The organism is Rothia sp. SCPM-O-B-18226 (M350) (assembly GCF_058213595.1).
Map to the genome: position 1 here is coordinate 656637 of NZ_JBYQJS010000001.1, position 23357 is coordinate 679993.

Below are 23357 nucleotides of genomic sequence, written 5' to 3' on the forward strand. Positions count from 1 at the left end.
GTCCCGCCCCTTTTCGCATACGGGTTGCGCCCCTGGCGGCGCGGCTAAACCGGCCTGAATTACCGGGCAGGTCGAACGAGCTGAGCCGGCCCGAAAAGCAGAACCGGCCGCGCGGTTACAGGCTCTCGCGGGAGGCCCGGTGCTGCAGCACCTCATCGGCCGTGGAGGCGGCCGCCTCCGCAGCCCGCGCCGCGCGAGCCTTCGCGCGCGCCTGGCGCTGGCGCTGGCGGCGCAGTTCGTTCCGCCCGTCGACGCGCATCTTCCGATCCACCGCATCCATCGACCAGTGACGCACGAACTTGCACGAGGCGCCCTCAACCGGGCGGGTCGTCTCGGTCAGCGTCTCCAGCACAGCCTTGAGCGCGTGGCGGCTCGCCGCCGTCAGCGCGTCTCGGCTCGTGCCGCCGCGCACGCCCACCGTGCGCTTGGGGGTGAACAGCACGCTCGCCCCGCGGGGCACGCCGCGGTACGCCTCGAAAGACACCGTATCCACGTTCAGGCGCTTCGCCATGACCTCAATCGCCGGGGGATTCTGGTCCACGCACACGAACTTGCGGCCCAGCTGAGCCGCCGCCGCGCCCGTCGACCCCGAACCCGCGAAGAAATCCAGCACCCAATCGCCCGGGCGGGAGCTGGCCGCAATCATGCGGCGCAGCAGGCCGGTGGGCTTCTGCGTGGGGTAGCCGGTCTTCTCCTTGCCGGTTGGCGAGACAATCGTGTGCCACCACACGTCCGTGGGGAGCTTGCCTCGCGAGGCCTTCTCCTCGGTCACCAGGCCTGGGGCCATGTACGGTTCGCGGTCTACCTCGGCGGTGTTGAAGTAGTAGCTGCGGTGGTCCTTCGCGTACACGAGGATGTTGTCGTGCTTGGTCGGCCAGCGGCGCGTGGACTTCGCGCCGTAGTCGTACGCCCAAATCAGCTCGTTAATGAAGTTCTCACGCCCAAAAATCATGTCGCACATGATCTTCACGTAGTGCACTTCGCGCCAATCCAGGTGCAGGTACAGGGTGCCGTCCTGCGCGAGCAGGCGGTGCGCCTGCTCAATGCGCGGGGCCAGGAACGCCCAGTAGTCCTCGAAGGAGTCGTTGTAGCTCGCCAGGGTTTGCAGGGTGCTCGAGTAGCTCTTGCCCTTGAACCCGGTGCGGTCGCCCTTCTCGGAGGCCTCCGAGCTCAGCGTGCGGCGCGTCTGCTTTTTGCCCGTGTTGAAGGGCGGGTCAATGTAGATGACCGTGAACGCGCCGTCGGGCAGCTCGCGCAGGTAGTGCAGGTTATCGGCCTGCACAATCAGGGAGGGGCCCTGCGGGTCGAACGTGCCCGAACGCAGGCCGGGCTGCGCGGAGGCGCCACCCGGCTCGGCGGGGGAGGGCACGGCGGGCGCCGAGGATGCTGAGATACCCAACCCTAGCCCTCAGCACCGGGGCGCTCGGCGCCGGAACGCTCGGAGGAACGGCGGCGGGTGCGGCGGCGCGGCTGACGCTCCGCGGACTTGCCCTCCACCGGCTGGCCCTCAACGCGGCGGGTGCGGCGACGCTGGCGGGGCGCGCGCTCGGCGCGGGGTGCCTCGGACTCAGAACCCGAACGCTCGGAGGAACGCTCAGCCGAGCGCTCAGAGCGGCGGCGGCCCTCGGAACGGCTGCCCTTCTCGCCATCGCGGGAACGGCCACCGCGGCGGCCGCCCTTCTCACCGTCGCGGGAACGGCCACCGCGTCCACGGGAATCGCGGCGGGAACCGCGACCGTCACGGCTTTCGCGCTCCTCGCGGGCGTTGGCGAAGAACTCGTCGCCCATGCCCTCGGCCACGCGCTCCTCGCGGGGCAGGCGGCCCTTCGTACCGAGCGGAATGTTCAGGTCATAGAAGAGGTGTTCCGAGGAGGAGTAGGTCTCCACGGGCTCGGGCACGCCCAGCTCGAGGGCGTCGTTGATGACCTTCCAGCGGGGCAGGTCGTCCCAGTCCACCAGGGTGATCGCGGTACCCTCGTTGCCCGCGCGGCCGGTGCGGCCGGTGCGGTGCAGGTAGGTCTTCTCGTCCTCGGGCACGCGGTGGTTAATCACGTGGGTCACGTCGTCGACGTCGATACCGCGGGCGGCCACGTCGGTGGCGACCAGGATGTCGACCTTGCCGGTGCGGAAAGCCTTCAGCGCCTGCTCGCGGGCCACCTGGTTCAGGTCGCCGTGCAGGGGAGCGGCCGCGAAGCCGCGGTTGACGAGCTCCTCGGCCACGCGGGCGGCATCGCGCTTGGTCTTGGTGAAGATGATGGTGCGGCCGCGGCCCGTGGCGCGCAGGATGCGGCCAATCATCTCGTCCTTGTCGAGGTGGTGGGCGCGGTAGACGACCTGGCGAATCGACGCCTTGGTCTTCGAAGCGTCCTCGGGGTCGGCGGCGCTAATGCGCATGGGCTTGGTCATGTACTGGCGCGCCATGGCAATCACGGGGCCGGGCATGGTGGCGGAGAACAGCATGCTCTGACGCTTCTCGGGCAGGTAGCTGAGAATCTTCTCCACCGAGGGCTGGAAACCCAGGTCCAGCATTTCGTCGGCCTCGTCGAGGACCACGATCTTGACCTGCTTGAGGTTCAGGAAGCCCTGCTTGTACAGGTCGATGATGCGGCCGGGGGTGCCCACGGCCACTTCCAGGCCGCGGCGCAGCAGCTCGGCCTGCGGCTCAATCGGCACGCCACCGTAGAGGGTTGCGACGCGGGCGTTGCGCAGCTTCGCGGCGATGGCCAGGTCGTCGCCCACCTGAATGGCGAGCTCGCGGGTGGGAACCAGAATCAGGGCCTGGGGTGCGCCGGGGTATTCCAGGTCGGCCCAACCCTCGTCGTCGCGGCCGACCACGCGCTGGATGGTGGGCAGACCGAAGCCGAGGGTCTTACCGGTACCGGTCTTGGCCTGGCCGATGATGTCCTGGCCGGACAGGGCCACGGGAAGGGTGAGCTCCTGAATGGGGAAGGGGGAGGTGATGCCAACCGCCGCGAGGGCGTCGCTAATGTCCTGGCGAACGCCGAAGTCGGCGAAGGACTTTGCAGTCTGAGTGGTTTCCTGCGTATTCGTTTCAGTCACTGGACCGTATCTTTCTACCCCTGGTCGGGGTGTGTCGTCTCCCCGAAGGGGTAGGGGCCAGTGCCAGCGGGGCTGTGCAATGGCCGGTCGATATCGAAAGCCGGCCGCGGGAAATTCTAGTGCGGGAAATTCTGTCGAGAACGCCGCGTTCGAGCCGGTCCGGCGGGTGGGCCGGTGCGGTGTTGCGGGCTCGCCGCCCGGCGTAGGGGGTGCCGGGGTGCGGTGCCGCGCTGCGGCGTGATACTCGGGGTACAGGGTGGGTACGACCGGTCATTCACTTAACCCCTCAATATTAACCCGGATCGCTCCGGAACGCACCATCGGGAGGCTGTGGTGTACGCCCCTCGCGGCCGTTGCGGAGGCGTGCGGGAGGAACGCGGAAAGGGGCGAGGAATACTGCGAGAGGCCCCGCGGATGCGCAACGCCCCGCCGCTCCGCGGGTGAATCGCGGGAGGGCGGGGCGTGCAGGGTACGATGCGGCGATTAGGCGCCGATGCCGAAGCCCACGTGGCGCTTGGCGTCGCTACCGAGTTCGACGTAGCTGATCTGGCCGCCGGGAATCAGGGTGGTGTTGCCCTTATCGTCCATGATTTCCAGGATCGAGCCGTCCTCGATGGCCTTGGTGACCTTCTCGGTGAGAATTTCCTTAGCCTCGCTGGTCTCGACAACGATTTCGCGGGTGTTGTGGCGAACGCCAATCTTGATTTCCATGGTTCTCCTTGCGGATGCTTTCGGGGCTCGCCGCCGGCCAACCGCGGTCGGGGCGCGCCTCTGCTTCGTTCTGTCTCTACCCTCTACTCTAGCGCGCGAGTGCCCCGCGGTACGGCCCGGCGCGGGCACTTCGCCCCGGGCTGAGAGCGAGCCGGGCTGAGCATATGCCGGGTACAGCGGGCACGGAAAGGGCCCGGCGCGCATGTTCGCCGGGCCCAATACACAAGCTCTATCGCCTAGTCGTCAGCAACCTGAATACCGTACAGAACCTCCAGTGCGTGCACGTACTCGTCCGTGCGGCCCTGGGCCGCCAGCATCTTCGCGCGCACCGTCGGGGTGTGCAACAGGGACTTCACGGTGCGGCGCATCGCAATTTCCAGCTGCTCGGCGGCGGCACCGCATCCGAACTGGTTGCGGGCCTTCTCCAGCTCGGAGTCGAGCACCGCCATCGTGTGCGAGCGCAGGGCCACAATGGCCGAGTCAATCGTGCGGGCGCGCTGGCGCGACAGGAAGGCGGCCAGCTCGGACTCCACGATGCGCAGCGCGGTGGCCACGGCCTCCTCGGTCTCTTCGGGGGCGGCCAGGCGCACCGACTCGAGCGTAATCAGCTCGACGTTCGGCAGGTCGGCCACAGAGGGATCGAAGTCGCGCGAGAGGGCCAGGTCGAGGATCGTGTGGTGACCGGCGGGAATCTGCTCGGGCTGAAGCGGCGCGGAGCCGCCCGAGCAACCGATAATCAGGTCGGCCTCGGCCATGGCCTGCTCCATGCCGCCCTCGGGCACCGCGAAAACATCGCGCTTGGCGGCGAACTCGGGGGCGCGTCCGGAACGGGAGTTCACCCAGATGTCGGTGCAGCCGCGGTCGCGCAGGGCCGCAATCGTGGCGCCCGCGTAGGCGCCAGTGCCGAACACCAGGGCGCGGCGGGTGGGCCAGTCCTTCTCGGTCACCTCGTCGGCCAAATCCAGGGCCACGGAGACGATGGAGCGTCCCTGCGAGCCCAGGAGGGTGTGCTGGCCGACCTGGCGGGCCGTGTGCGCGGCGTGTTCGAAGAGCTGAACCAGCTCGCCGGGCAGGGGGCGCTCATCCCGCTGTGCCTTCTCCTGGGCGGAGGCGAGGGCGCGGCGTACCTGGCCGGCGATCTCGCGCTCACCCACGACGGCGGACTCCAGGCCGGAGGCGACCGTCAGCAGGTGGCGGACGGCGTCCTCGCCCTCGTACAGGTCGAAGCTGCCGGAGACGAGCGCGGAATCCAGCCCGGACCGACCGGAGATGCTGGAGGTAATCATGTCGCGGATGGCGGGCAGGTGCGCGGCAATGGGGAGCTGGACGTACATCTCGAGGCGGTTGCAGGTGGCCAGGACCACCGAACCGGTCACGCCCAGCTGACGGGCGTCGTCGCTAGAGAGGACGTCGGGTATGCCAGAGGCACCGGCGCTCAGGGCAGCGACGGTGGTTAGATCTACTGTGTGGTGCGATGCCACAAATGCATAAGTACTCACTAGTGACTAATCATAACCGCCGGGGGTGACGGGCTGTAAAGCGCGCATAACCTAAGTGACTTCATGAAGTGTCATGTTGGCGGGGTGCGGATGAGGAATAACGGGGAGCAAGTACTTTCTAAAGGGCTCAAAAAATAGGCACGAGAGATAAGGAAAATAAACGCGGGCCGTCGCGGGTCATATGACCCAATGTATAAATAATCACTTCCGGGTGGCTTTCGGTGCACCAAACAGTGCCCTATAAGCCTCCCACTAGGGGTTTTATTCATGAGTGGCCGCGAATAGCCTCGCCCCGCTCCCGCTACATCGCGGACCAGATAAGGTAAGCCTGATACGTAACATAGTGAATCATGGGGGAACCTAAGCGTGACAAAGTGTCATAAAAACCCCTAACAAAACCTGTCACACTAGACACTATGAGCGAAAACCAGCAGCACACACTTCCGGCCGAAAGCTCTGCACCCTCGCAGACCCTGCCCACACACCCCACCGATGCACAGCGCCCCCTGCTTACCGACGAGCAGCTCGCGCACCTGCCCGCGCAGCACCCCCTGCGCGCCGGAACCGCCGCATCCTCGCCCATGCTCCAGGCCCTCACCGGCCGCCCCTCAAGCCACCGCCCCGTCTGGTTCATGCGCCAGGCCGGCCGCTCCCTGCCCGAATACCGCCGGGTACGCGAGGGTATCCCCATGCTGGACGCATGTCTCACCCCCGAGCTGGCCGCGGAAATCACCGTGCAGCCCGTCCGCCGCCACAAGGTCGACGCCGGCATCTTCTTCTCCGACATCGTCATCCCCATGAAGCTCGCGGGCGTCAACGTGGACATCGTGCCCGGTAAGGGCCCGGTCCTCGACCGCCCCGTGCGCACCCTCGAGGATGTGCGCGCCCTGCCCGAGCTGACCGAGAGCGCCCTGGATCCCATCCGTGAGGCCATCGCCGCAACCGTTGAAATGCTCGGCGATACCCCGCTCATCGGCTTCGCCGGCGCACCCTTCACCGTCGCCGCCTACATGGTTGAGGGCGGCCCCTCCCGCGACCACCTGCGCCCGCGCACCATGATGCACGCCGACCCCGCCGCCTGGCACGAACTGGCCTCCTGGGCCGCCCGCACCGCCGGCCAGTTCCTGCGCGCGCAGATTGAGGCGGGTGCCTCCGCCGTGCAGCTCTTCGACTCGTGGGCGGGCTCCCTCGGCGAGGGCGACTACCGCCGCTACGTGCAGCAGCACTCCGCCGAGACCCTGGACTCCGTGCGCGAGTACGGCGTGCCGCGCATCCACTTCGGCACCGGCACTGCCGCGCTGCTGCCCGCGATGCACGAGGCCGGCGCGGACGTCATCGGTGTGGACTACCGCCTGCCGCTCTCCGCCGCAAACACCCTGCTCAACGGCGCGGTGCCCCTGCAAGGCAACATCGACCCGGCCCTGCTCGCCGCGGGCCCCGAAAGCCTCTACGCGCACGTGGACGACGTGCTCGCCGAAGGCTCCGCCGCCCCCTCGCACGTGGTGAACCTCGGCCACGGCGTACCCCCGACCACCGACCCGCAGGTACTGACCGACCTGGTTCGCTACATTCACGAGAAGACGGCGAACTAGGGCGACGAACTCGCGGGGCCGGCGTAGAATCAGCACCGTGGGAACCCACGACCACCGGCCACCAGCTGACAGACAAAGGAGAAAACCATGGGGAATCACGATAACCAGGCGCACCGATACACCGCGCAGGGACAGTCCTCCACCGCACGTCTGGCGGCACGAGCGGCTCACCGCGCCAACGACAAGGCGCCCACCGCCATCGTCATCGGCGGCGGCCCCTCCGGCCTGATCGCGGCCCGCCGCCTCGCCGCGGCCGGCCTGCGCGTGACCCTGCTCGAGCAGCGTCCCCACCTCGGCGGTGCCGTGGGCGCGCACGAAGTCGGCGGCCTACTGCTGGACTCCGGCGCCGAATCCTTCGCAACCCGCAGCCCCATCGTGCGCGAACTCGTCGAGGAGCTCGGCCTGGGCGATCAGATCGTCACCCCCAATTCCTACGGTTCCTGGCTGTACCTGCCGCAGGGAGCCTGCCGCACCCCCAGCACCGGCATTATGGGTATTCCCGGCAACGTGAGCGATAAGTCGCTGATTCCCGTCATCGGTAAGAGCGGCCTGCGCCGCGCCCAGCTGGACCGCCTCCTGCCCGCCTCCGTGGGCGAGAAGGCGAAGACCCTGGGCGAGCTCGTGCGCCTGCGCATGGGCCAGAAGGTGCTCGATAACCTGGTCGCACCCGTGGTCTCGGGCGTGTACTCCACCCACCCCGACAAGCTCGACGTGGACGCCACCATCCCCGGCCTGCGCGCGGCCCTGCGCAAGCACGGCTCCCTCTCGGCAGCCGCGGCCGCCTTCCGTTCGGCGGCCCCCGCCGGCTCGCAGGTTGCGGGCATCGTAGGCGGCATGAACCAGCTCTCCGAGCGTCTCGTGGAGGAACTCTACGAGGCCGGCGTGCGCATCGTGACCAACTTTGACGTCATCGCCGTGGACCGCGACGAATCCACCGGCCAGTGGTTCATCATCCAGCGCCACACCACTGACGGCGAGAACACGCCCCTCTACGCCGACTACCTGGTGCTCGCCACCGACGGCCCGACCGTGGCCCGACTCATCGGCCCGCACGTCTCCACCGCGCTGCCCGCCGTGGAACCCGGCCCCGAGGTCGCTCTCGTGACCCTCGTCGTAGATGCGCCGGCCCTCAACCAGCACCCCCGCGGCACCGGCCTGCTCGTCTCGGAACAGGCCACCGCCGTGCGCGCCAAGGCCCTGACCCACGCGACCGCCAAGTGGCAGTGGGTGGCCGACGAGGCCGGCCCGGACCGCCACGTGGTGCGCCTGTCCTACGGCCGAGGCGGCGAGGACTCCCGCTTCTCCGAGGTCGCCCTGGCCGACGAGCAGCTCATCACCCTGGCCCTGCGTGACGCAACCCGCATGACGGACGTGCCGCTCACCCGCAACAATCTGGTGGATGCGGACGTCGTGCGCTGGCGCGGCGTTCTGCCCGCCTCCACGCCGGGTCACCGCAAGCGCGTGCAGGAGTTCCGCGAGCGCGCCAGCGAGCTGGGCACGCTCAGCACCGTCGGCTCCTGGGCCGCAGGCTCGGGCCTCGTGGCCACGGTGCGCGACACCTACGAGCAGATGGACTGCCTCATCACCCACGCCGCCCAGAACTGGGAGGGCGTAAAGGCCCCCGAACCCAAGCAGGATGCGGCGGGCACCCCCGGCGCCCCCGGCGCCAAGCCCAAGGGCGCGTAGCGTCCCCTCAAAGACTTCCCACGCCTGTGGGATGCCTCCTACCGCTTCGGGCGGGAAGAGCGCAGAATATTCACCAATCAAACGGTGCGCGGCTACGGAAGCCTCGCACCACGAACAGCGGGTTACCGCTGAGGAAAGGAAGAGAAGAACCATGTCTCACCCCCACGCAGCACAGGGCGGCCACGGCCACGGCGGTTACACCCACCCCGGCCAGGGTTACGGTGGCGCTCCCAAGGGCTACGCTGTTCAGCACTCCGCAGCCGACGAGAACCGTCGCGGTCGCGAAGAGGGCGAAACCCTGCACTACGCCCTGTACACCGTGTTCGCACGCTCCGGCGCACGCCCGGCAGAGGCTAACACCGACGAGGCCCGCGCCGAGTTCGAGAAGGTTGCCGAGCAGCTGGCCGCCGAGGGCGTGACCCTGCGCGGCATCTACGACGTTTCCGCAATGCGCGACAACGCCGACATCATGATTTGGACCCACGGCCAGAACCCCGAGAAGCTGCAGGCCGCCGTGCGCAAGATTCGCCGCACCGCGCTGTTCTCCGGCACCACCATCGTCTGGTCCACCATGGGTGTTCACCGCGAGGCCGAGTTCACCCGCAACCACGCGCCCGCCTACGCCCGCGGCAAGGCCCCCGAGGCTTGGGTCTGCGTGTACCCCTTCGTGCGCTCCTACGACTGGTACTACATGAACCCCGAGCGTCGCGCCGAGATGCTCAAGAACCACGGTATGAAGGCCATCGACTTCCCGCAGGTTCTGGCCAACACCGTCGCATCGTTCGGCCTGAACGACTACGAGTGGGTTCTGGCTCTCGAAGCACCTGTGCTGGTTGACCTGGTCGACCTGATGCGTCACTTCCGCAACACTGAAGCACGCCTGCACGTTCGCGAGGACACCCCCTTCTACACCGGTCGCCGCATCGGTGCCGACGAAGTAGCAGAGGTTCTGGCGTGAGCCAACAGCCTCACGGCGCTACCCGCGGATGCGGTTGCTCCCACCCCGGTTCGTCCAGCGCGGTAGAGGCCGCCGCCGAGAACACCTCGGTTGCGTCCTCCGCCGCCGGCGTGGCCGGGGTGGCGGCGCGTCCCGCGCGTTTCGCCCCCGCACACACAAACCCCTCGGGCGAGGGCACCCTGAACGGTTCCCTCCTGCCCGATGACGTCATCCCCAACCGCACCGACCCCGCCAACACGGCCTCCAACGGCCCGGCGCGGTTGACCGAGCAGACCCTGGGGGAGTACCGCAGCGAGCGGACCATCATCCGCGTTCGCGCCGAGGAACCCCGACCTTACGACCTGGTGATTCTCTCCTCCTTCGGTGGCCCCGAGGGTCAGGAGGACGTCATCCCCTTCCTGCGCAATGTGACCGCCGGCCGCGGCATCCCGGACGAGCGCCTCGAAGAGGTCGCCACCCACTACCGCGCCAACGGCGGTGTCTCGCCGATTAACGAGCAGAACCGCGCCCTGCTCGCCGCGCTGCAGCAGGCGCTGGCCGAGCGCGGCCCGCACATCCCGATTACCTGGGCGAACCGCAACTGGAAGCCCTACGTGAAGGACGTGCTCGCCGAGGCCTACGAGAACGGCCACCGCAACGTGCTGGTGCTGGCCACCAGCGCCTACCCGGGTTACTCGAGCTGCCGCCAGTACCGCGAGGACTACGGTATCGCGCTGCAGCAGCTCGGCCTGGAGGGCCGCATGCACGTGGGCAAGATTCGCCAGTTCTTCGACGTGCCCGGCTTCGCCCGCGCCTTCGCTGACGGGCTGAAGGACGGTCTGGCAACGGTGCGTGAGCAGCTTGCCGCACGCGATAGCGGTTCGCTGAACCCGCGCCTGCGCATCATGTTCTGCACCCACTCGGTGCCCACCTCTGCCGCGAACGAGGCTGGCCCGCGCGGGGTGAACTACGAGGGCGGCTCCGCCTACGTGGAGAAGCACCTGCAGGTCGCCCGCGCCGTGCTTTCGCTTGTGCGCGATGAGGCCCCGCAGCTTCTGCAGAACGTCGAGTGGGAGCTGGTGTACCAGTCCCGCTCCGGCCCGCCGTCCATGCCCTGGCTGGAACCGGACGTCAACGACGCGCTGGAGGCGCTGCCCACCCCCGCCAACCCCGGCGAGGACGGCGAGGCCCCCGTGGAGGGCGTCGTGCTGGTGCCCCTCGGCTTCGTCTCCGACCACATGGAGGTGAAGTGGGACCTCGACACCGAGGCTCTGGACACCTGTGAGCGCCTGGGCGTGGTGGCCGTGCGCACCCCGACCCCCGGTACGCATCCGGCGTACGTGGAGTCGCTGCGCCGCCTCATTGAGGAGCGCGTGGAGAACGGCGTTCCCGCCGACCTGCGCCTCGGCCGCGAGAGCGTGTGTGCCCCGAGTGCGAGCGGCCAGTACGGCTGGTTCGACGAGTGCGAACCCGGCTGCTGCAAGCCGGGCCGTGGCGCGGAGAAACCCGTCGTCGCCGAATATTGCACCGGATGCACCGACCGGTCCGAAGAGGACTAGAGCAGGAGAGAAATGAGCCACAGCGAGTACATTCTGGGCACCCGAGGCTCCGCGCTCGCGCTCACCCAGAGCCGTCTGGCGGCCGAATCCGTCACCGAGCTTTACGCCAAGCACCAGCCGGGCGGTGAGCCCGCCGAAAGCGTGAGCTTCGAGCTGCGCACCGTCAAGACCGAGGGCGACGTGCTCACCGGCCCGCTGGCCACCCTGGGCGGCACCGGTGTGTTCGCCGCCGCCCTGCGCCAGCGCCTGCTGGACGGTGCCGACGCCCCCGCCGAGCAGCGCGTGGACATGGCCGTTCATTCCCTGAAGGACCTGCCCTCCGCGCCCTGCCCCGGCCTGGTCGTCGCCGCAACCCTCAAGCGTGAGGACCCGCGCGACGCCCTCGTGGCCCGCGACGGCCTCACCGTCGACACCCTGCCGGAGGGCTCCCGCGTGGGCACCGGCTCGCCGCGCCGAGCCGCCCAGCTGCGGGCCCTGCGACCCGACCTCGAGATCGTGGATATCCGCGGTAACGTGGGCACCCGCATCGGCCGCGTGAAGGGCCTCGAGGAGCACTCCGGCAAGCAGGTCGTCCTTCGCCAGAATGCCGAGACCGACGAGCACGCCGACCGCGGCGTGGGCACCGAACGCCTTGGCGATTGCGACGCCGTGGTGCTGGCCGTCTCCGGCCTCAAGCGCCTGGGCAAGGAACACCTGATTACCGAGTACCTGGACCCCAGCCGCATGCTGCCGGCCCCCGGCCAGGGCGCCCTGGCCCTGGAGGTGCGCGAGAGCGAGTTCGGCAACCCCGATCCGGCCGTGCTCGACGACGCCGAGCTGGCCCGGCCGACCCGCTCCCTGGGCCGCGCGCTGATTGCCGCGAACCACTACGAGACGCGCCTGGCCGTCAGCGCCGAGCGCGCCCTGCTGCGCCGCCTGGAGGCCGGATGCGCCGCCCCCATCGGCGCTTTCGCCGAGATCGTTGAGGGCGACCTGGTGCTCAGCGCGGTGGTGGCCTCCCCGGACGGCACCGACCTGCTGCGTCACACCTCCGCGACCTCCGAGCTGGATGTGCCCGGCGCCGAGCGTCTGGGCGTGCGCGTGGCCGAGGACCTGCTGCAGATGGGTGCCGCCGCCCTGGCCGGTCTGGACGTCAAGTAGCCATGGACGAGGAGCAACGCCCCGCCGAACGGGGTGCCACGGTTCTGCTGACCCGCTCGGCGGCCCAGGGTGCGACCTTCGCGCGCGCCCTCGCCGAGGAGTGGGAGGCTGAGCGGGCCGCTAAACCGTCCGCTCGCGAAAGCACCAGCGAAGAGACCCGCGAAGGTGACAACGGGGAGGGCCCGCGGGACCCCTCGCAGGACCGCCTGCGGAAACCCGCGGCCCCTCGCGTGCTCTTCGCGCCCCTGCAGCAGGCACGCACCGTGCCCGCCACCGAGGAGTTGCGCGGTATTCCCGCGCTCCTGGAATCCGGGGTCTACGCCTGGGTGAGCTTCACGAGCGCACACACCGTGCGCGCCTGCGCCGAGCTCTGGGGTGAGGACTTCGCCCGCGCGGTTCACGCCGGGGGAGCGCGCATCGCCTGCGTGGGTGCGGCAACCGCCCGCGCCGTGCGCGCCCAGCTCGGGCTGGACGCGGACTTTCAGCCGAGCGTTCAGAGCGCCGCCGGCATGCTCGCGGAGCTCGAAGGGCCCGCGGCCGGGGCTGTCTCATCCGAGCCCGCTTCAACCGAACCCGCCACCGTGCTGGTTCTGGAGGGTTCCAACGCCCGCCCGACCCTGCGCGAGGGCCTCAAAAACCTGGGCTGGTCGGTGACCGCGCGCGTGCTCTACGACATGGTGCCGGCCGAGCGGGTGGAGCCCGGCGAGCTGAGCCTCAGTGCCGCCCGCGCCCTCCTGCGGGGCGCAGACGCCCCCAACCCGGACGTAATCGTGGCGACCGCCCCCTCCCGCCTGCACGCCCTACTCGACGGCGCGCCCGCACTAGGACCCGAATCCGTGCCGCCGGTGGTGGCGATTGGGGCGACCACCGCATCCGCCTGCCGCGCCCTCAACCTGCGCCACGTGCAGGCCGATTCACCCTCCCCGAGGGATTTGGCGCGCGCCGCAGTATCCCTCATCTAAGACTTCACATTATTTCGTAAGAATTTTCAGGAGAGATCATGAACCTCACCCGCCGTCCCCGCCGCCTGCGCACCACCGCAGCCATGCGCTCCCTCGTCGCCGAGACCACCCTGCGCCCCTCGCAGTTGATTCAGGTGTTCTTCGTGCGCGACGGCATTGACGAGAAGCAGCCGATTCGCTCCATGCCCGGCCAGTACCAGCACACCCTGGAGAGCATCATCCCCGCCGTGCGCGAGGCCTACGAGGCGGGTATCCGCTGCATTGACCTGTTCGGTATTCCCCGCGACGAGGATAAGGACGAGGTCGGCTCGACCGCCTGGGATCCGCAGGGCATTCTGAACCGCGCGATTGCCGTGTGCCGTGAGGAGTTCGGCGACGACCTGGTGGTCATGGCCGACACCTGCCTGGACGAGTTCACGAGCCACGGTCACTGCGGCGTGCTGGTCGATGACGGCCACGGCACCCTCGTGGTGGATAACGACGAGACCGTGGAGCTGTACTGCAAGATGGCGGTTTCGCAGGCCCGCGCGGGTGCGCACACCGTCTCGCCCTCGGGCATGATGGACGGCCAGATTGCGGCCATGCGCGCAGCCCTGGACGAGGCCGGTTTCGAGGACGTGTCGATTATGGCTTACTCGGCAAAGTACGCTTCGGCGTTCTTCGGCCCGTTCCGCGACGCGGTGGAGTCGACGTTCAAGGGTGACCGTAAGACCTACCAGCAGGACCCGGCCAACCGCCGCGAGTCGCTGCTGGAGGTGCGCGCTGACCTGGAGGAGGGCGCCGACATGGTCATGGTGAAGCCTGCCGGTAGCTACCTGGATATTGTGCGCGAGGTGGCGGAATTTTCGCCGGTGCCCGTGGCCGCTTACCAGGTGTCGGGCGAGTACGCGATGATTGAGGCGGCCGCCGCGAACGGCTGGATTAACCGTAAGGCCGTGGTGCTGGAGTCGCTGCGTTCGATTCACCGCGCCGGTGCGGACGTCATCCTGACCTACTACGGTACTGAGGCGGCCCGCTGGCTCCGCGAGCTGGACGCCTAAATCCCTCCCTCTTTGAACGCGGAGAAGCCACATGCTGTGTGAACAGCATGTGGCTTCTTTAGTGTTATACGGCTATCGGTTTACTTGTACTGCGCCTTCTGGAAGGATGCGCGGCGCGCCGCCTCCTCCGCGTGCTTACCCGCGGGGATGTGACCCAGGGTCGTGCAAATCGCGCGGCCGTCCAGGAAGTACCCGGCCAGCTTCTCGCGGTCGGCGGGGGAATCGAGCCGAGCCCAATCCCCCTGCTCCAGCTTGAACGCGAGCTGCGCAATCAGGCAGTCAATATTCGGGTCCTTCAGCGGGAAGGTGCGCTTGCTGCCGTTGGGGAGCATCACCTCCACCTTCCACTGCGCGGGATCCTTCGCGTCCGTCTTAATCGCGTCCGGGTTATTCGGGAGCACTCGGAACGCCCGGAGCGTCGAGTACTCGCGGGTCTTCGCCGGCAGCAGCACGCGGCCGGTCACGAAGGAATCGGGGTTGAACAGAATATAGCTGCGTACCTGCGCCCACGCCGTCAGGAGCGAGATTACCGCGCCGACTCCCAGGAGCATCGAGGTGTGGCCAACGTAGGGGAGGGCGATATCCTCCATCTCGAGCCCCGAGAGCGAGTACAGGAAGTACAGCAGGGCCTGAGCCGCCAGGAACTGCAGAATCCAGAACCCAACGCGGTCCAGACGAATCGGGCCGATGCCGGGAACCGCACCCTTCACGCGGAACGGCGCGCTCAGCCGACCCAGGGTCGCGGAGTAGATGCGGGGCATGCCCAGCGTGCGCTCATCGGCGCTGAAGCCGCGGGCCGTACGCCAGCTGCGGCGGCCCCAGCGGGCACCCGCGTACACCATGAGGAACGGCAGGATTAGCGCCGGTAGCAGGATGCCGTCGTAGGCGATGTCCCAGTACAGCGTAAAGATGGACACCATCACGACCCACGCCCACGCATACATCAGTACGTGCAACCAGCCGCCCACGATGCTACTGCCGGGGATGCTCTCCAGCTGCTTCTTTGCCCGCTTCGTCACCGAGCCCTTCTGGGCCGAAGAGAGCGGCAAACCGCTCGCGGCCATATCCTCGAGGCGGATTCTCGCGGCCTCAACGGGATCCCCCTTGACCGCCACGAAAAGCTCCCGCGCCTTGGCGGCGGGAATATTCACCGGGTAGGCGATATCCACCAGCAGGCAGGCGAAGGTGTACGCCATGAAGGCAATCAGCCAGACGTCACGCACCGGCTCCAGGGGAATTCCCAAGGCAGACAAATCCATGGGTTTCTCCTCTCTCTATTCGCTCGCGTCTAGGCGGATGCGGCAGCAGCTGCGGCAGCCGGAAGAGCCGAGATGATGCGGTCCATCGCCTCATCATTGTGGGCGGCAGAAACGAACCAGGCCTCGAACGCGCTCGGCGGCAGGTACACGCCGGACTCCAGCATCGAGTGGAAGAACGCGGTGTAACGGTCGGTGGCCGAGGCCTTGACATCCGCGTAGTTGTGCACGCCCTTCTTGGAGGTGCCAAACGCCACCGAGAAGAGGTTGCCGGCGTTCTGGATGGAGTGGTCCACACCGGCGGCGGTGAACGCCTCGGTCAGGGCTCGGCGCAGTTGGGCGCTGCGGGCGTCCAGGGTCTTGTAGACCTCTTCGTCGGCCCGGGTCAGGGTCTCAATGCCGGCGGCCACCGACAGCGGGTTACCCGAGAGGGTGCCGGCCTGGTAGACCGGGCCGACCGGGGCCAGGTACTCCATGATGCGGCGCTTACCGGCCAGGGCCGCGATGGGCATGCCGCCGCCGATGACCTTGCCGAAGGTGAAAATATCGGGAACCCAGCCGCCGTCCTCGGGGGCGGCGTAGCCCCAGTAACCGGCAGAGGAGACGCGGAAACCGGTCAGCACCTCGTCAAAGATGACGAGCGCGCCGTTGGCGTGGGCAATCTCGTGCAGGCCGCGGTTGAAGCCGGGTTCGGGGGCGACCACGCCCATGTTGCAGGGGGCCGCCTCGGTGATGACGGCGGCAATCTGACCCTCGTGGGTTTCGAAGGCCTCGCGCACGGCGTCCAGGTCGTTATAGGGCAGAACAATGGTCTCCGCGGCGGTCGCGGCAGTCACGCCAGCAGAACCCGGCAGCGCCAGGGTTGCCACGCCCGAACCGGCCTCGGAGAGCAGCGCATCCACGTGGCCGTGGTAGCAGCCGGCAAACTTAATAATCTTGTCGCGGCCGGTCACGCCGCGGGCCAGGCGAATCGCGGTCATGGTCGCCTCGGTACCCGTGGACACCATACGCACCTGCTCAATCGCGCCGGGAATCGCGGCGTTAATGCGGTTGATGACCAGCTCGGCCAGCTCCGCCTCGGGGGCGCTCGCCGCACCGAAGGACAGGCCGCGCGCGGCGGCCTGCTGAACGGCCTCCACGACCTGCGGGTGCGCGTGGCCCAGAATCGACGGGCCCCACGAGCAGACCAGGTCAACGTACTCGTTGCCGTCCGCGTCGTACAGGTAGGGGCCCTTAGCCTTCGCGGCGAAGGCGGGGGTGCCGCCCACGGAGTTGAAGGCGCGCACCGGGGAGTTCACGCCGCCGGGAATCACCGCGCGGGAACGCTCGAATAGCTTCTCGCTGGCTTCGTGGTGTAGCGGGTGGGTGGGGGAGAGAGTCATCGTATCGGTGCCTTTCAAACGAGACGGCGAATTCAAGAATTACAGGGGACGAGGCGTGCCGGGCGGCAGAGCCCTCGCGCCGCTAACGTCCCGTACCCTAACCATCATAGGTGCTTCAGGTAAACCGCAGGTGACGAGCGTCTGAACGTACCGAAAGGTGACGACAAAACACTCCGGACGGGCGGGGTAACGGGCTGGGAAACGCAGCTGGGTCGCGGGGGGGGGGGAAACGCGGCGGGTTAGCGCAGGTGGCGGTCGGTATCCAGGCGGTTCAGCACCTGCGTGTCCTGATCGAACAGCCAGTTCTTATCGAATAGCAGACGCACGAAGGCCAGGCCCATACCCAGCGCCATGAAGATGAGCAGGGACTGCACGAAACCGGTTGCCGCCGAGTACATGTCACCGCTGGCAAAATGCGACATGGAACGGTAGAACGGGACACCCGGAACCATCGTCACCACGGCCGGAACCGACAGGGAAATACGGGTGTACTTGCGCTGGTGCAGCGGGGCCACAACCTCGGCCAGGATGCCCACACCAAACACGGCAATCGTCGCGGCCATATGCGCGGGCATGCCCGCCTCCACCATATGAATACGGACGGGGTTCGCTACCGCAGCAATCACGCCACCCCACACGCAGGCCACCGGCGAGGCGGCGAAGAGCATCGCGAAGCCGGCCGCCGCAACACCCGAGGAGATAATCTGCAGGAGCAGATACAGGGTCGGGTCCAGATTCAGAGGAGCCGGGGAAGCCAACGGCAGGTGGAAGAGCGAACCCAAAACCCACACCGCAAAAGACGCGCTCAGCAGCAGCAAACCCACGTAGGTCAGACGCGAAATACCCGCGAGGAAGTCCATACGGGAAATGTCGAGCATGCCCGTCACCATGGGGAAGCCCGGCACCAGGAACAGCACCGAAGAAATGAAACCAATCATGTGGTTCGGGCTAACCAGACCCGCCGCAACCAGCACATTGACAACCGCAATGTACAGGCCGGCCGCCAGGAAGCCGCAGGCCATCCAGGTGGCCAGGTGGCTCACCCCGCGCTTGAGAAGGGTCGAACGCAAAAACTGACCGGCACCGGCGGCGAGGAACACGACCGAGCACTCCACCAGGCCGCCGCGGTTCAGGAACGCGAACCCGGCACAAGCCACCGCGGAGGCCAGCGCCAGCATCCAGCGGGTGTACAGCGGCTTAGCCGAATCGATGCGGTCCAGCTCGGCGTTCGCCTCCGCCGGGGTGATGCGTTCGGGCAGCTCGGAGATGAACTTGCCCAGCTGATCGATCTTGTGGGCGTTAATGCCCATGGTGCGCTGCTCGGCCACTTCGGTGCGGAAGTTACCCTCGGTGTACGAGGAGGTGGAAATCTCGGTGAAGGTCACCTGCGCGTGGTGCTCCTTCAGACCCACAGCCTTCGCCAGGCGCGCCATGGACGCCTTAATGCGGTACGCGCTCGCACCCGACTTCATCAGGATGCGTCCCAGCCGGAGCACCACCTGCGACTGCGCCACCAGGTGCTCGTGGGCGAGGCGGCTCGACCCTAGGTAGATGCTTCGGGTGTTCGTGTCGTAGTACTGTTCTGCGGATTCTGAGGGGTTGCTGGGCTGATGATCCATTAAAAACTCCGTGGCGCGCCGTCGTATGTGTAGTGGCTGGGGTTCGTGTACGTCCCTCACTAGGATAGGCGAGATGCCGCGGCGGCGGTAGCGGCGGGGCGCCCCTTACCGGCGGACGGGCCAGCGGCCGTCGATGACCTCGGATTCCTTGCCCGGCTGCGTGCGCAACCACGCCTGGAAGCTCGCCGCCTGCTCGGCCGCCCACTGAATCTGCTGCTCGTGCAGCTGGCGTGCATCCACGTTGAGGACCTCGGGGAACTGCTCGGTCAGCTTCACCAGCAGACGCTCCGCCGCCAGGGCGTCATCGGCGGAGGTGTGCGCGTTCTCGAGGGAGACGCCGTACTCGGCGGCCAGCACCTCGAGGGTGCGCTTGCCTCGCTTGCGGGGAATCACGTGCTTGTGCAGAACGTAGGGGTCGAGCACCGCGCCGGGCGGCAGCTCGCCGTTCGCGATGCCGTAGCGCAGCATCTCGTGGTGTAGCACCGAGAAGTCGTAGGCGGCGTTGAACGCGATGATGGGCACGCCGTCGAGGTTGAGCGCGCCGATTGCGCCGGCAAGCTCCCACACGACCTCGCGGGCGGGCCGGCCGTGCTCACGCGCGTACTCGGTGGTGATGCCGTGCACGGCGGCGGCACCGGCGGGAATTTCGACGCCGGGGTCGGCAAGCCACTCGCCACGGCGCACCACATTACCCTGAGGGTCCAGCAGGATCAGGGAGGCGGTCACGATGCGGGCGGTGGTGACGTCCACACCGGTGGTCTCAAGGTCAAAGGTGGCGCGCAGGCCGTTCATCCAGGTCATGGTTTAAGACTAACCCAGCGGCGAAGAAGGCGCGCGTCCGGTCGTCACGCGCGCACGCGGTATAGATACGGATGCGGGAGGGCGCGAGCCGCCGTGGGGTCTTAGCCGGGGAGCGGGGAGAGGGGAGTGCCCGAAGTCGGCCCCGAATGACGGGCGGCGGGGCGGACCCGCCGCCCACCCGATAGACTGAAGCCATGACAACTCAACTGCTCACCGGCATCCCCGGCACCGGCAAGACCCATCACCTCACCGAACGCGCCCTGCGCTACCTCTCCGACGGGAACGACCCCGCCCGCCTGCTCATCCTCGCACCCACCCGCACCGCCGCAACCCGCATGCGAGACACCATCGCCGCCGCCAGCGACCGCAGCCTCTCCGTAGCACCCACCCGAGCATGGGCCGCATACGCCTTCGACCTGCTCAAACGAGCCCAAACCCGCGGACTCCTCACCGGCGTCGAAGGCAACCTCAAGCTCCTCTCCGGCCCCGAGCAAGACGTCATCATCGGCGAACTGCTCGCCAACCACGCCGAAGGCATCGCACCCGGCCCCGCCTGGCCCGACTCCCTCCGCGAAGCCCTACCCACCCGCGGATTCCGCCACGAAATCCGCGACTTCTTCGACCGCATGGCCGAATACGACCTCACCGCCGAGGACGTCCAGGCCCTCGCCCGGGACTACAACCGACCCGTCTGGGCCGCCCTCGCCCAGCTCCACACCGAGTACCGCGCCGTGCGAGCCCTCCGCGCCAAAAACGCCTACGACCCGGCCGTGCTCATCAACGACGCCTGCCGGCTGCTACTGCGCAACCCCGAATTCCTCGCCGAAGAGCGCCGCCGCTACGACCTCATCCTCATCGACGACGTGCAGGAGCTCAGCCCCTCCACCTACCGCCTGCTGCGCCTCATCGCCGCCGAAGAGCCGCCCGCAGACGCCGCCGCGCTGGCCGCAGAATACCCGGACGTCTTCGCCGCCGCGCCCGAAGTCATCATGACCTACAGCGACGAAGCCGTCGTCCAGGGCTTCCGCGGCGCACGCCCCGACCTGGTGCGCACGCTACCCGAAAGCTTCCCGCACCTGGCCGAACGCACCCTAACCACCTCCTACCGCCTGCCGGCGCTCATGATGCCGCTCGTGGCGGATATTCGCCGCCGCCTGCCGCGCTACAGCCGCTACGTGCCCACCGCCGAGACAGACGGGCAGAACGGGCAGAAGACCCCCGCAACCTTCGGACGCATCAACACCACCCCCGCCGACGAGGCTCTCACCTGGGGCGCCGCCGACGAACCGCTGCTACACCTGGGGGCCGACGGCAAGATTCTCGACCCCGCGCACTACCGCACCGCACCCGCCGGAGTGTATAAGTATGCGCTCTCCAGCGCCCAGGATGAGGCAAACCTGCTCGCCCAGCTGCTGCTCGAAGACCGCATCTACGGCAACCGCCCCTACCGCGAGAGCGCCATCATCGTGCGCAACGGCGCGGACGTGGCGCGCATCCGCCGGGTGCTCTCGGCCAGCGGTATTCCCTCGCGCACCTCCGCCGCCCTCGTGCCCGTGCGCGACGAACCCGCCGTGCGCCCCTTCCTCGACGCGCTCAGCCTGCTCGTCTACGCCCGCAAACGCGGCGAGAAGGCCCTCAACCCCGCCGTCACCGGCGCGGGCTACGAGGCCCTGAGCCCCGACGAGGCCGAAGAGATCATGCGCAAGAGCCTCGACGACGTTATCGCCGAAGAAAACCGTTCCAACCCCCTCAACGGGGCGAACAGCGCCATCACCCTGCTCACCTCCCGGCTCGGCGGCGCATCCAGCATGGACGTGCGACGACTCCGCCAGCAGCTACGATCCGTCGAACTGCAGACCGGCGGCCACCGCCCCAGCGACGACCTGCTCCTGGGCGCACTGCTACATCCCGAAACCCTGCCCGCCGAGGGCGTAGGGCGCGCCGTGCACCGCATTGCCGCCGTGCTCTCCGCGGGCCGCAAGGCCCTCGCCCGACCCGACTCCACCAGCACCGAGGTGCTCTGGGCCCTCTGGGAAGCCAGCGGCCTCGAAAAAACCTGGGTCGCCCAGTCGCGCGGCGCGGGCCCCGAAGCCGACGCCGCCCACCGAAACCTCGACGCCATGATTGGTCTCTTCGAGGCCGCCAGCCGATTCGACGAGCAGATGCGTGGCGCCGGGGCCGAGCAGTTCCTCGACTTCATCGACGCGCAGGACCTACCCATGGACACCCTGGCCGCCCGCGGCGTACGCCAGGACGCGGTGGAAATCCTCACCCCCGCCCTGGCCGCAGGGCAGTCCTGGCGCACCGTATATGTATGCGGCCTGCAAGAAGGCAGCTGGCCCAACACCACCGTGCGCGGCTCCCTGCTGGGCACCGGCGACCTGGTCGACATCTGCGACGCCAGGATGCGCCGCCCCGCCCCCGCTAACCCGGCCACCCCGGCAGAGGGGGAGTCGGCGCCGCCCGCACGTATTCGCAGCTACCCCGAACGCGTGCGCGACACCCGCCACGACGAGCTGCGCATGTTCGCCGTCGCCGCCACTCGAGCCAGCACCCGCCTGGTGCTGACCGCCGTGCGCAACGAGGACGAGGCTCCCGGCGAGTTCTTCGACTTCGTGGTGCCCACCGACGCCGAGAACGACTCGCCCGAGGTTCCCATCACCCGCGTGCGCCGCCCCGCCACCCTGCGCTCGCTCGTGGCGGAGCTGCGCCGCACCCTCGTGGAGGATGCGCTCACCGCCATGAGCGCCGAGGACGCCGAGCTGAAGAACGCGGCCGGCTCGCCTGGCTCCGAAGCTCACGTGCCCGATGCTTCAGCCCCCGAGGCCCCCGACACCGCAGAGGACGCCCAGAACCCGGAAGCCGCCCTGAACCCGGAGGCCGCGGCCTTCCGCTTCGACGCCGCATCGCGCACCCTGGCCCGCCTGGCCCGCGTGCAGGCGCCCGGTGCATCCCCCGAGCAGTGGTGGGGCCTGCTGCCGCTGTCGAGCACCGAGCCGTTCTTCGCCCGCCCCGCCCAAGAATCGCCAGAAAATGGCGCCGACGAGGGGCGACGCACCATCGTGCTCTCGCCCTCGCGCCTGGAAACCATCCACAACTCCCCGCTGGACTGGCTGGTTTCCGCCGCCCGTGCCGAGGCCCAGACCGACCTCTCCCGCTCCCTGGGCACCCTCGTGCACGCCATCGCCGAGGAGTACCCGACCGGCACCCTCGAACAGCTCCAAACCGCACTGGAGGAGCGCATCGGCTCCCTGGGCGTGCCCGCCCGAAGGGAGGACGAGAGCGACGAAGAGTACCGAGAGCGCGTGCCCTGGGAGGCCTACGCCCTCTACGAGCGGGCCAAGCGCATGATTCTGCGCCTGAGCTACTACTACCGTCAGCACATGGGCGACGCCGGCTGGCAGAACCTCGGTGTTGAAGGATCCTTCGCGGTGCGCGTGCCCGTACCCTTCGACCCGCAGGGAGAAGTTGGCGAGCTGGATGCGCTCCTCACCGGCCGCGTGGACCGCCTCGAAGGTACCGCCCCGGCCGAAGACGGCACCCGCCGGTACGCCATTGTTGACCTGAAAACCGGTAAGTCTAAGCCGACCGGCTCGGAGATGGAGACGCATCCGCAGCTTGCCGCCTACCAGATTGCGGTGGAGGCCGGCGCGGGCGAGCAGCTGGCCGAGCGGTACCGCGCCGAGGCCGCCGCGGCGGAGTCCGGGGAACCCGCTCCGGATGCGCGTCCGCAGGAGCTGACCTACGAGTCTTCCTCGGGGCGTTCCGCCGGTGCCGCACTCATGCAGCTGGGCGTCTCGGACGTGAACGATGACAGCAAGGCCCGCCTGCAGGTTCAGCCCGCGCTGGAGGATGACGACGAATGGGCCGTGGACCTGGTGCAACGAGCCGCCGAGCTCATCGCCGGTGCGCAGGTGCAGACCCGCCACCGCGAGGGCACCCACGGGCACGGGTGCCGCCTGCCCGAGCTCTGCCCGATATGCACCCGCGGCCGCCAGGTGACTCAGCCCTAACGCGGCGCGGCCCTAGTGGATAAGGTCCCGAGCCGGGTGCGTGCGAACCATCCACCCGGCTGCGCGCCCGGCTGTCTACCCGGCTCGCGCTCCGCACCTG

The 23357-nt window shown here is 68.3% G+C and carries 16 protein-coding genes; 8 read left to right on the plus strand and 8 right to left on the minus strand.

The window, feature by feature from the left end:
• Positions 1 to 115 precede the first annotated feature (115 nt).
• From AC3E6W_RS02865 to AC3E6W_RS02880, 4 genes are all read right to left on the minus strand, one after another.
• Complete coding sequence (locus tag AC3E6W_RS02865) at positions 116 to 1399, minus strand: DNA-methyltransferase (RefSeq protein WP_490652268.1); 1284 nt, start codon at positions 1397 to 1399, stop codon at positions 116 to 118.
• A 2-nt stretch (positions 1400 to 1401) separates the two neighbouring features.
• The gene (locus AC3E6W_RS02870; RefSeq protein WP_490652269.1) at positions 1402 to 3060 is read right to left on the minus strand and encodes a DEAD/DEAH box helicase; all 1659 of its coding nucleotides are present in this window, start codon (positions 3058 to 3060) and stop codon (positions 1402 to 1404) included.
• A gap of 483 nt (positions 3061 to 3543) precedes the next feature.
• On the minus strand, positions 3544 to 3771 hold the full coding sequence (locus AC3E6W_RS02875) for a DUF3107 domain-containing protein (protein ID WP_049332104.1): 228 nt from the start codon (positions 3769 to 3771) through the stop codon (positions 3544 to 3546).
• A gap of 236 nt (positions 3772 to 4007) precedes the next feature.
• Positions 4008 to 5270: a glutamyl-tRNA reductase gene (locus tag AC3E6W_RS02880; protein ID WP_049343916.1), complete on the minus strand. Its 1263-nt coding sequence runs from the start codon at positions 5268 to 5270 to the stop codon at positions 4008 to 4010.
• Positions 5271 to 5686: 416 nt separating this feature from the next.
• On the opposite strand from AC3E6W_RS02880, the gene hemE reads away from it, so the two are divergent.
• From hemE to hemB, 7 genes are all read left to right on the plus strand, one after another.
• Positions 5687 to 6862, plus strand: coding sequence for a uroporphyrinogen decarboxylase (gene hemE / locus AC3E6W_RS02885; protein WP_490652270.1), 1176 nt, complete (start codon positions 5687 to 5689; stop codon positions 6860 to 6862).
• A gap of 87 nt (positions 6863 to 6949) precedes the next feature.
• Positions 6950 to 8548 (plus strand): protoporphyrinogen oxidase, encoded by a 1599-nt coding sequence (hemG, locus tag AC3E6W_RS02890; protein WP_490652271.1) that lies wholly within the window; start codon positions 6950 to 6952, stop codon positions 8546 to 8548.
• A 151-nt stretch (positions 8549 to 8699) separates the two neighbouring features.
• A complete protein-coding gene (hemQ, locus tag AC3E6W_RS02895; protein ID WP_049343920.1) occupies positions 8700 to 9506 on the plus strand; it encodes a hydrogen peroxide-dependent heme synthase in 807 nt (268 codons plus the stop codon).
• Positions 9507 to 9715: 209 nt separating this feature from the next.
• Complete coding sequence (locus tag AC3E6W_RS02900) at positions 9716 to 11044, plus strand: ferrochelatase (RefSeq protein ID WP_490652400.1); 1329 nt, start codon at positions 9716 to 9718, stop codon at positions 11042 to 11044.
• A gap of 12 nt (positions 11045 to 11056) precedes the next feature.
• Positions 11057 to 12184: a hydroxymethylbilane synthase gene (locus tag AC3E6W_RS02905; protein WP_049343921.1), complete on the plus strand. Its 1128-nt coding sequence runs from the start codon at positions 11057 to 11059 to the stop codon at positions 12182 to 12184.
• Between the two features lie 2 nt (positions 12185 to 12186).
• Complete coding sequence (locus tag AC3E6W_RS02910; RefSeq protein ID WP_490652272.1) at positions 12187 to 13146, plus strand: uroporphyrinogen-III synthase; 960 nt, start codon at positions 12187 to 12189, stop codon at positions 13144 to 13146.
• Between the two features lie 38 nt (positions 13147 to 13184).
• Positions 13185 to 14186, plus strand: coding sequence for a porphobilinogen synthase (gene hemB, locus AC3E6W_RS02915; RefSeq protein WP_490652273.1), 1002 nt, complete (start codon positions 13185 to 13187; stop codon positions 14184 to 14186).
• Positions 14187 to 14266: 80 nt separating this feature from the next.
• Here hemB and AC3E6W_RS02920 read toward each other — a convergent pair whose 3' ends face one another.
• From AC3E6W_RS02920 to AC3E6W_RS02935, 4 genes are all read right to left on the minus strand, one after another.
• Positions 14267 to 15445 (minus strand): sugar dehydrogenase, encoded by a 1179-nt coding sequence (locus AC3E6W_RS02920; protein WP_490652274.1) that lies wholly within the window; start codon positions 15443 to 15445, stop codon positions 14267 to 14269.
• A 29-nt stretch (positions 15446 to 15474) separates the two neighbouring features.
• Complete coding sequence (gene hemL / locus AC3E6W_RS02925; protein ID WP_490652275.1) at positions 15475 to 16824, minus strand: glutamate-1-semialdehyde 2,1-aminomutase; 1350 nt, start codon at positions 16822 to 16824, stop codon at positions 15475 to 15477.
• A gap of 239 nt (positions 16825 to 17063) precedes the next feature.
• Complete coding sequence (locus AC3E6W_RS02930; protein ID WP_314416896.1) at positions 17064 to 18443, minus strand: threonine/serine exporter family protein; 1380 nt, start codon at positions 18441 to 18443, stop codon at positions 17064 to 17066.
• A 105-nt stretch (positions 18444 to 18548) separates the two neighbouring features.
• Positions 18549 to 19244 (minus strand): 3'-5' exonuclease, encoded by a 696-nt coding sequence (locus AC3E6W_RS02935; protein ID WP_313967636.1) that lies wholly within the window; start codon positions 19242 to 19244, stop codon positions 18549 to 18551.
• Positions 19245 to 19438: 194 nt separating this feature from the next.
• On the opposite strand from AC3E6W_RS02935, the gene AC3E6W_RS02940 reads away from it, so the two are divergent.
• On the plus strand, positions 19439 to 23257 hold the full coding sequence (locus tag AC3E6W_RS02940) for a PD-(D/E)XK nuclease family protein (protein WP_490652276.1): 3819 nt from the start codon (positions 19439 to 19441) through the stop codon (positions 23255 to 23257).
• The last annotated feature ends 100 nt before the right edge of the window (positions 23258 to 23357 follow it).

Coding starts and splice junctions, on each gene's coding strand:
- AC3E6W_RS02875 (WP_049332104.1), bottom strand. CDS start 3,771: ATGGAAATCAAGATTGGCGTTCGCCACAACACCCGCGAAATCGTTGTC.
- hemE (WP_490652270.1), top strand. CDS start 5,687: ATGAGCGAAAACCAGCAGCACACACTTCCGGCCGAAAGCTCTGCACCC.
- hemG (WP_490652271.1), top strand. CDS start 6,950: ATGGGGAATCACGATAACCAGGCGCACCGATACACCGCGCAGGGACAG.
- hemQ (WP_049343920.1), top strand. CDS start 8,700: ATGTCTCACCCCCACGCAGCACAGGGCGGCCACGGCCACGGCGGTTAC.
- AC3E6W_RS02905 (WP_049343921.1), top strand. CDS start 11,057: ATGAGCCACAGCGAGTACATTCTGGGCACCCGAGGCTCCGCGCTCGCG.
- AC3E6W_RS02910 (WP_490652272.1), top strand. CDS start 12,187: ATGGACGAGGAGCAACGCCCCGCCGAACGGGGTGCCACGGTTCTGCTG.
- hemB (WP_490652273.1), top strand. CDS start 13,185: ATGAACCTCACCCGCCGTCCCCGCCGCCTGCGCACCACCGCAGCCATG.
- AC3E6W_RS02920 (WP_490652274.1), bottom strand. CDS start 15,445: ATGGATTTGTCTGCCTTGGGAATTCCCCTGGAGCCGGTGCGTGACGTC.
- hemL (WP_490652275.1), bottom strand. CDS start 16,824: ATGACTCTCTCCCCCACCCACCCGCTACACCACGAAGCCAGCGAGAAG.
- AC3E6W_RS02930 (WP_314416896.1), bottom strand. CDS start 18,443: ATGGATCATCAGCCCAGCAACCCCTCAGAATCCGCAGAACAGTACTAC.
- AC3E6W_RS02935 (WP_313967636.1), bottom strand. CDS start 19,244: ATGACCTGGATGAACGGCCTGCGCGCCACCTTTGACCTTGAGACCACC.
- AC3E6W_RS02940 (WP_490652276.1), top strand. CDS start 19,439: ATGACAACTCAACTGCTCACCGGCATCCCCGGCACCGGCAAGACCCAT.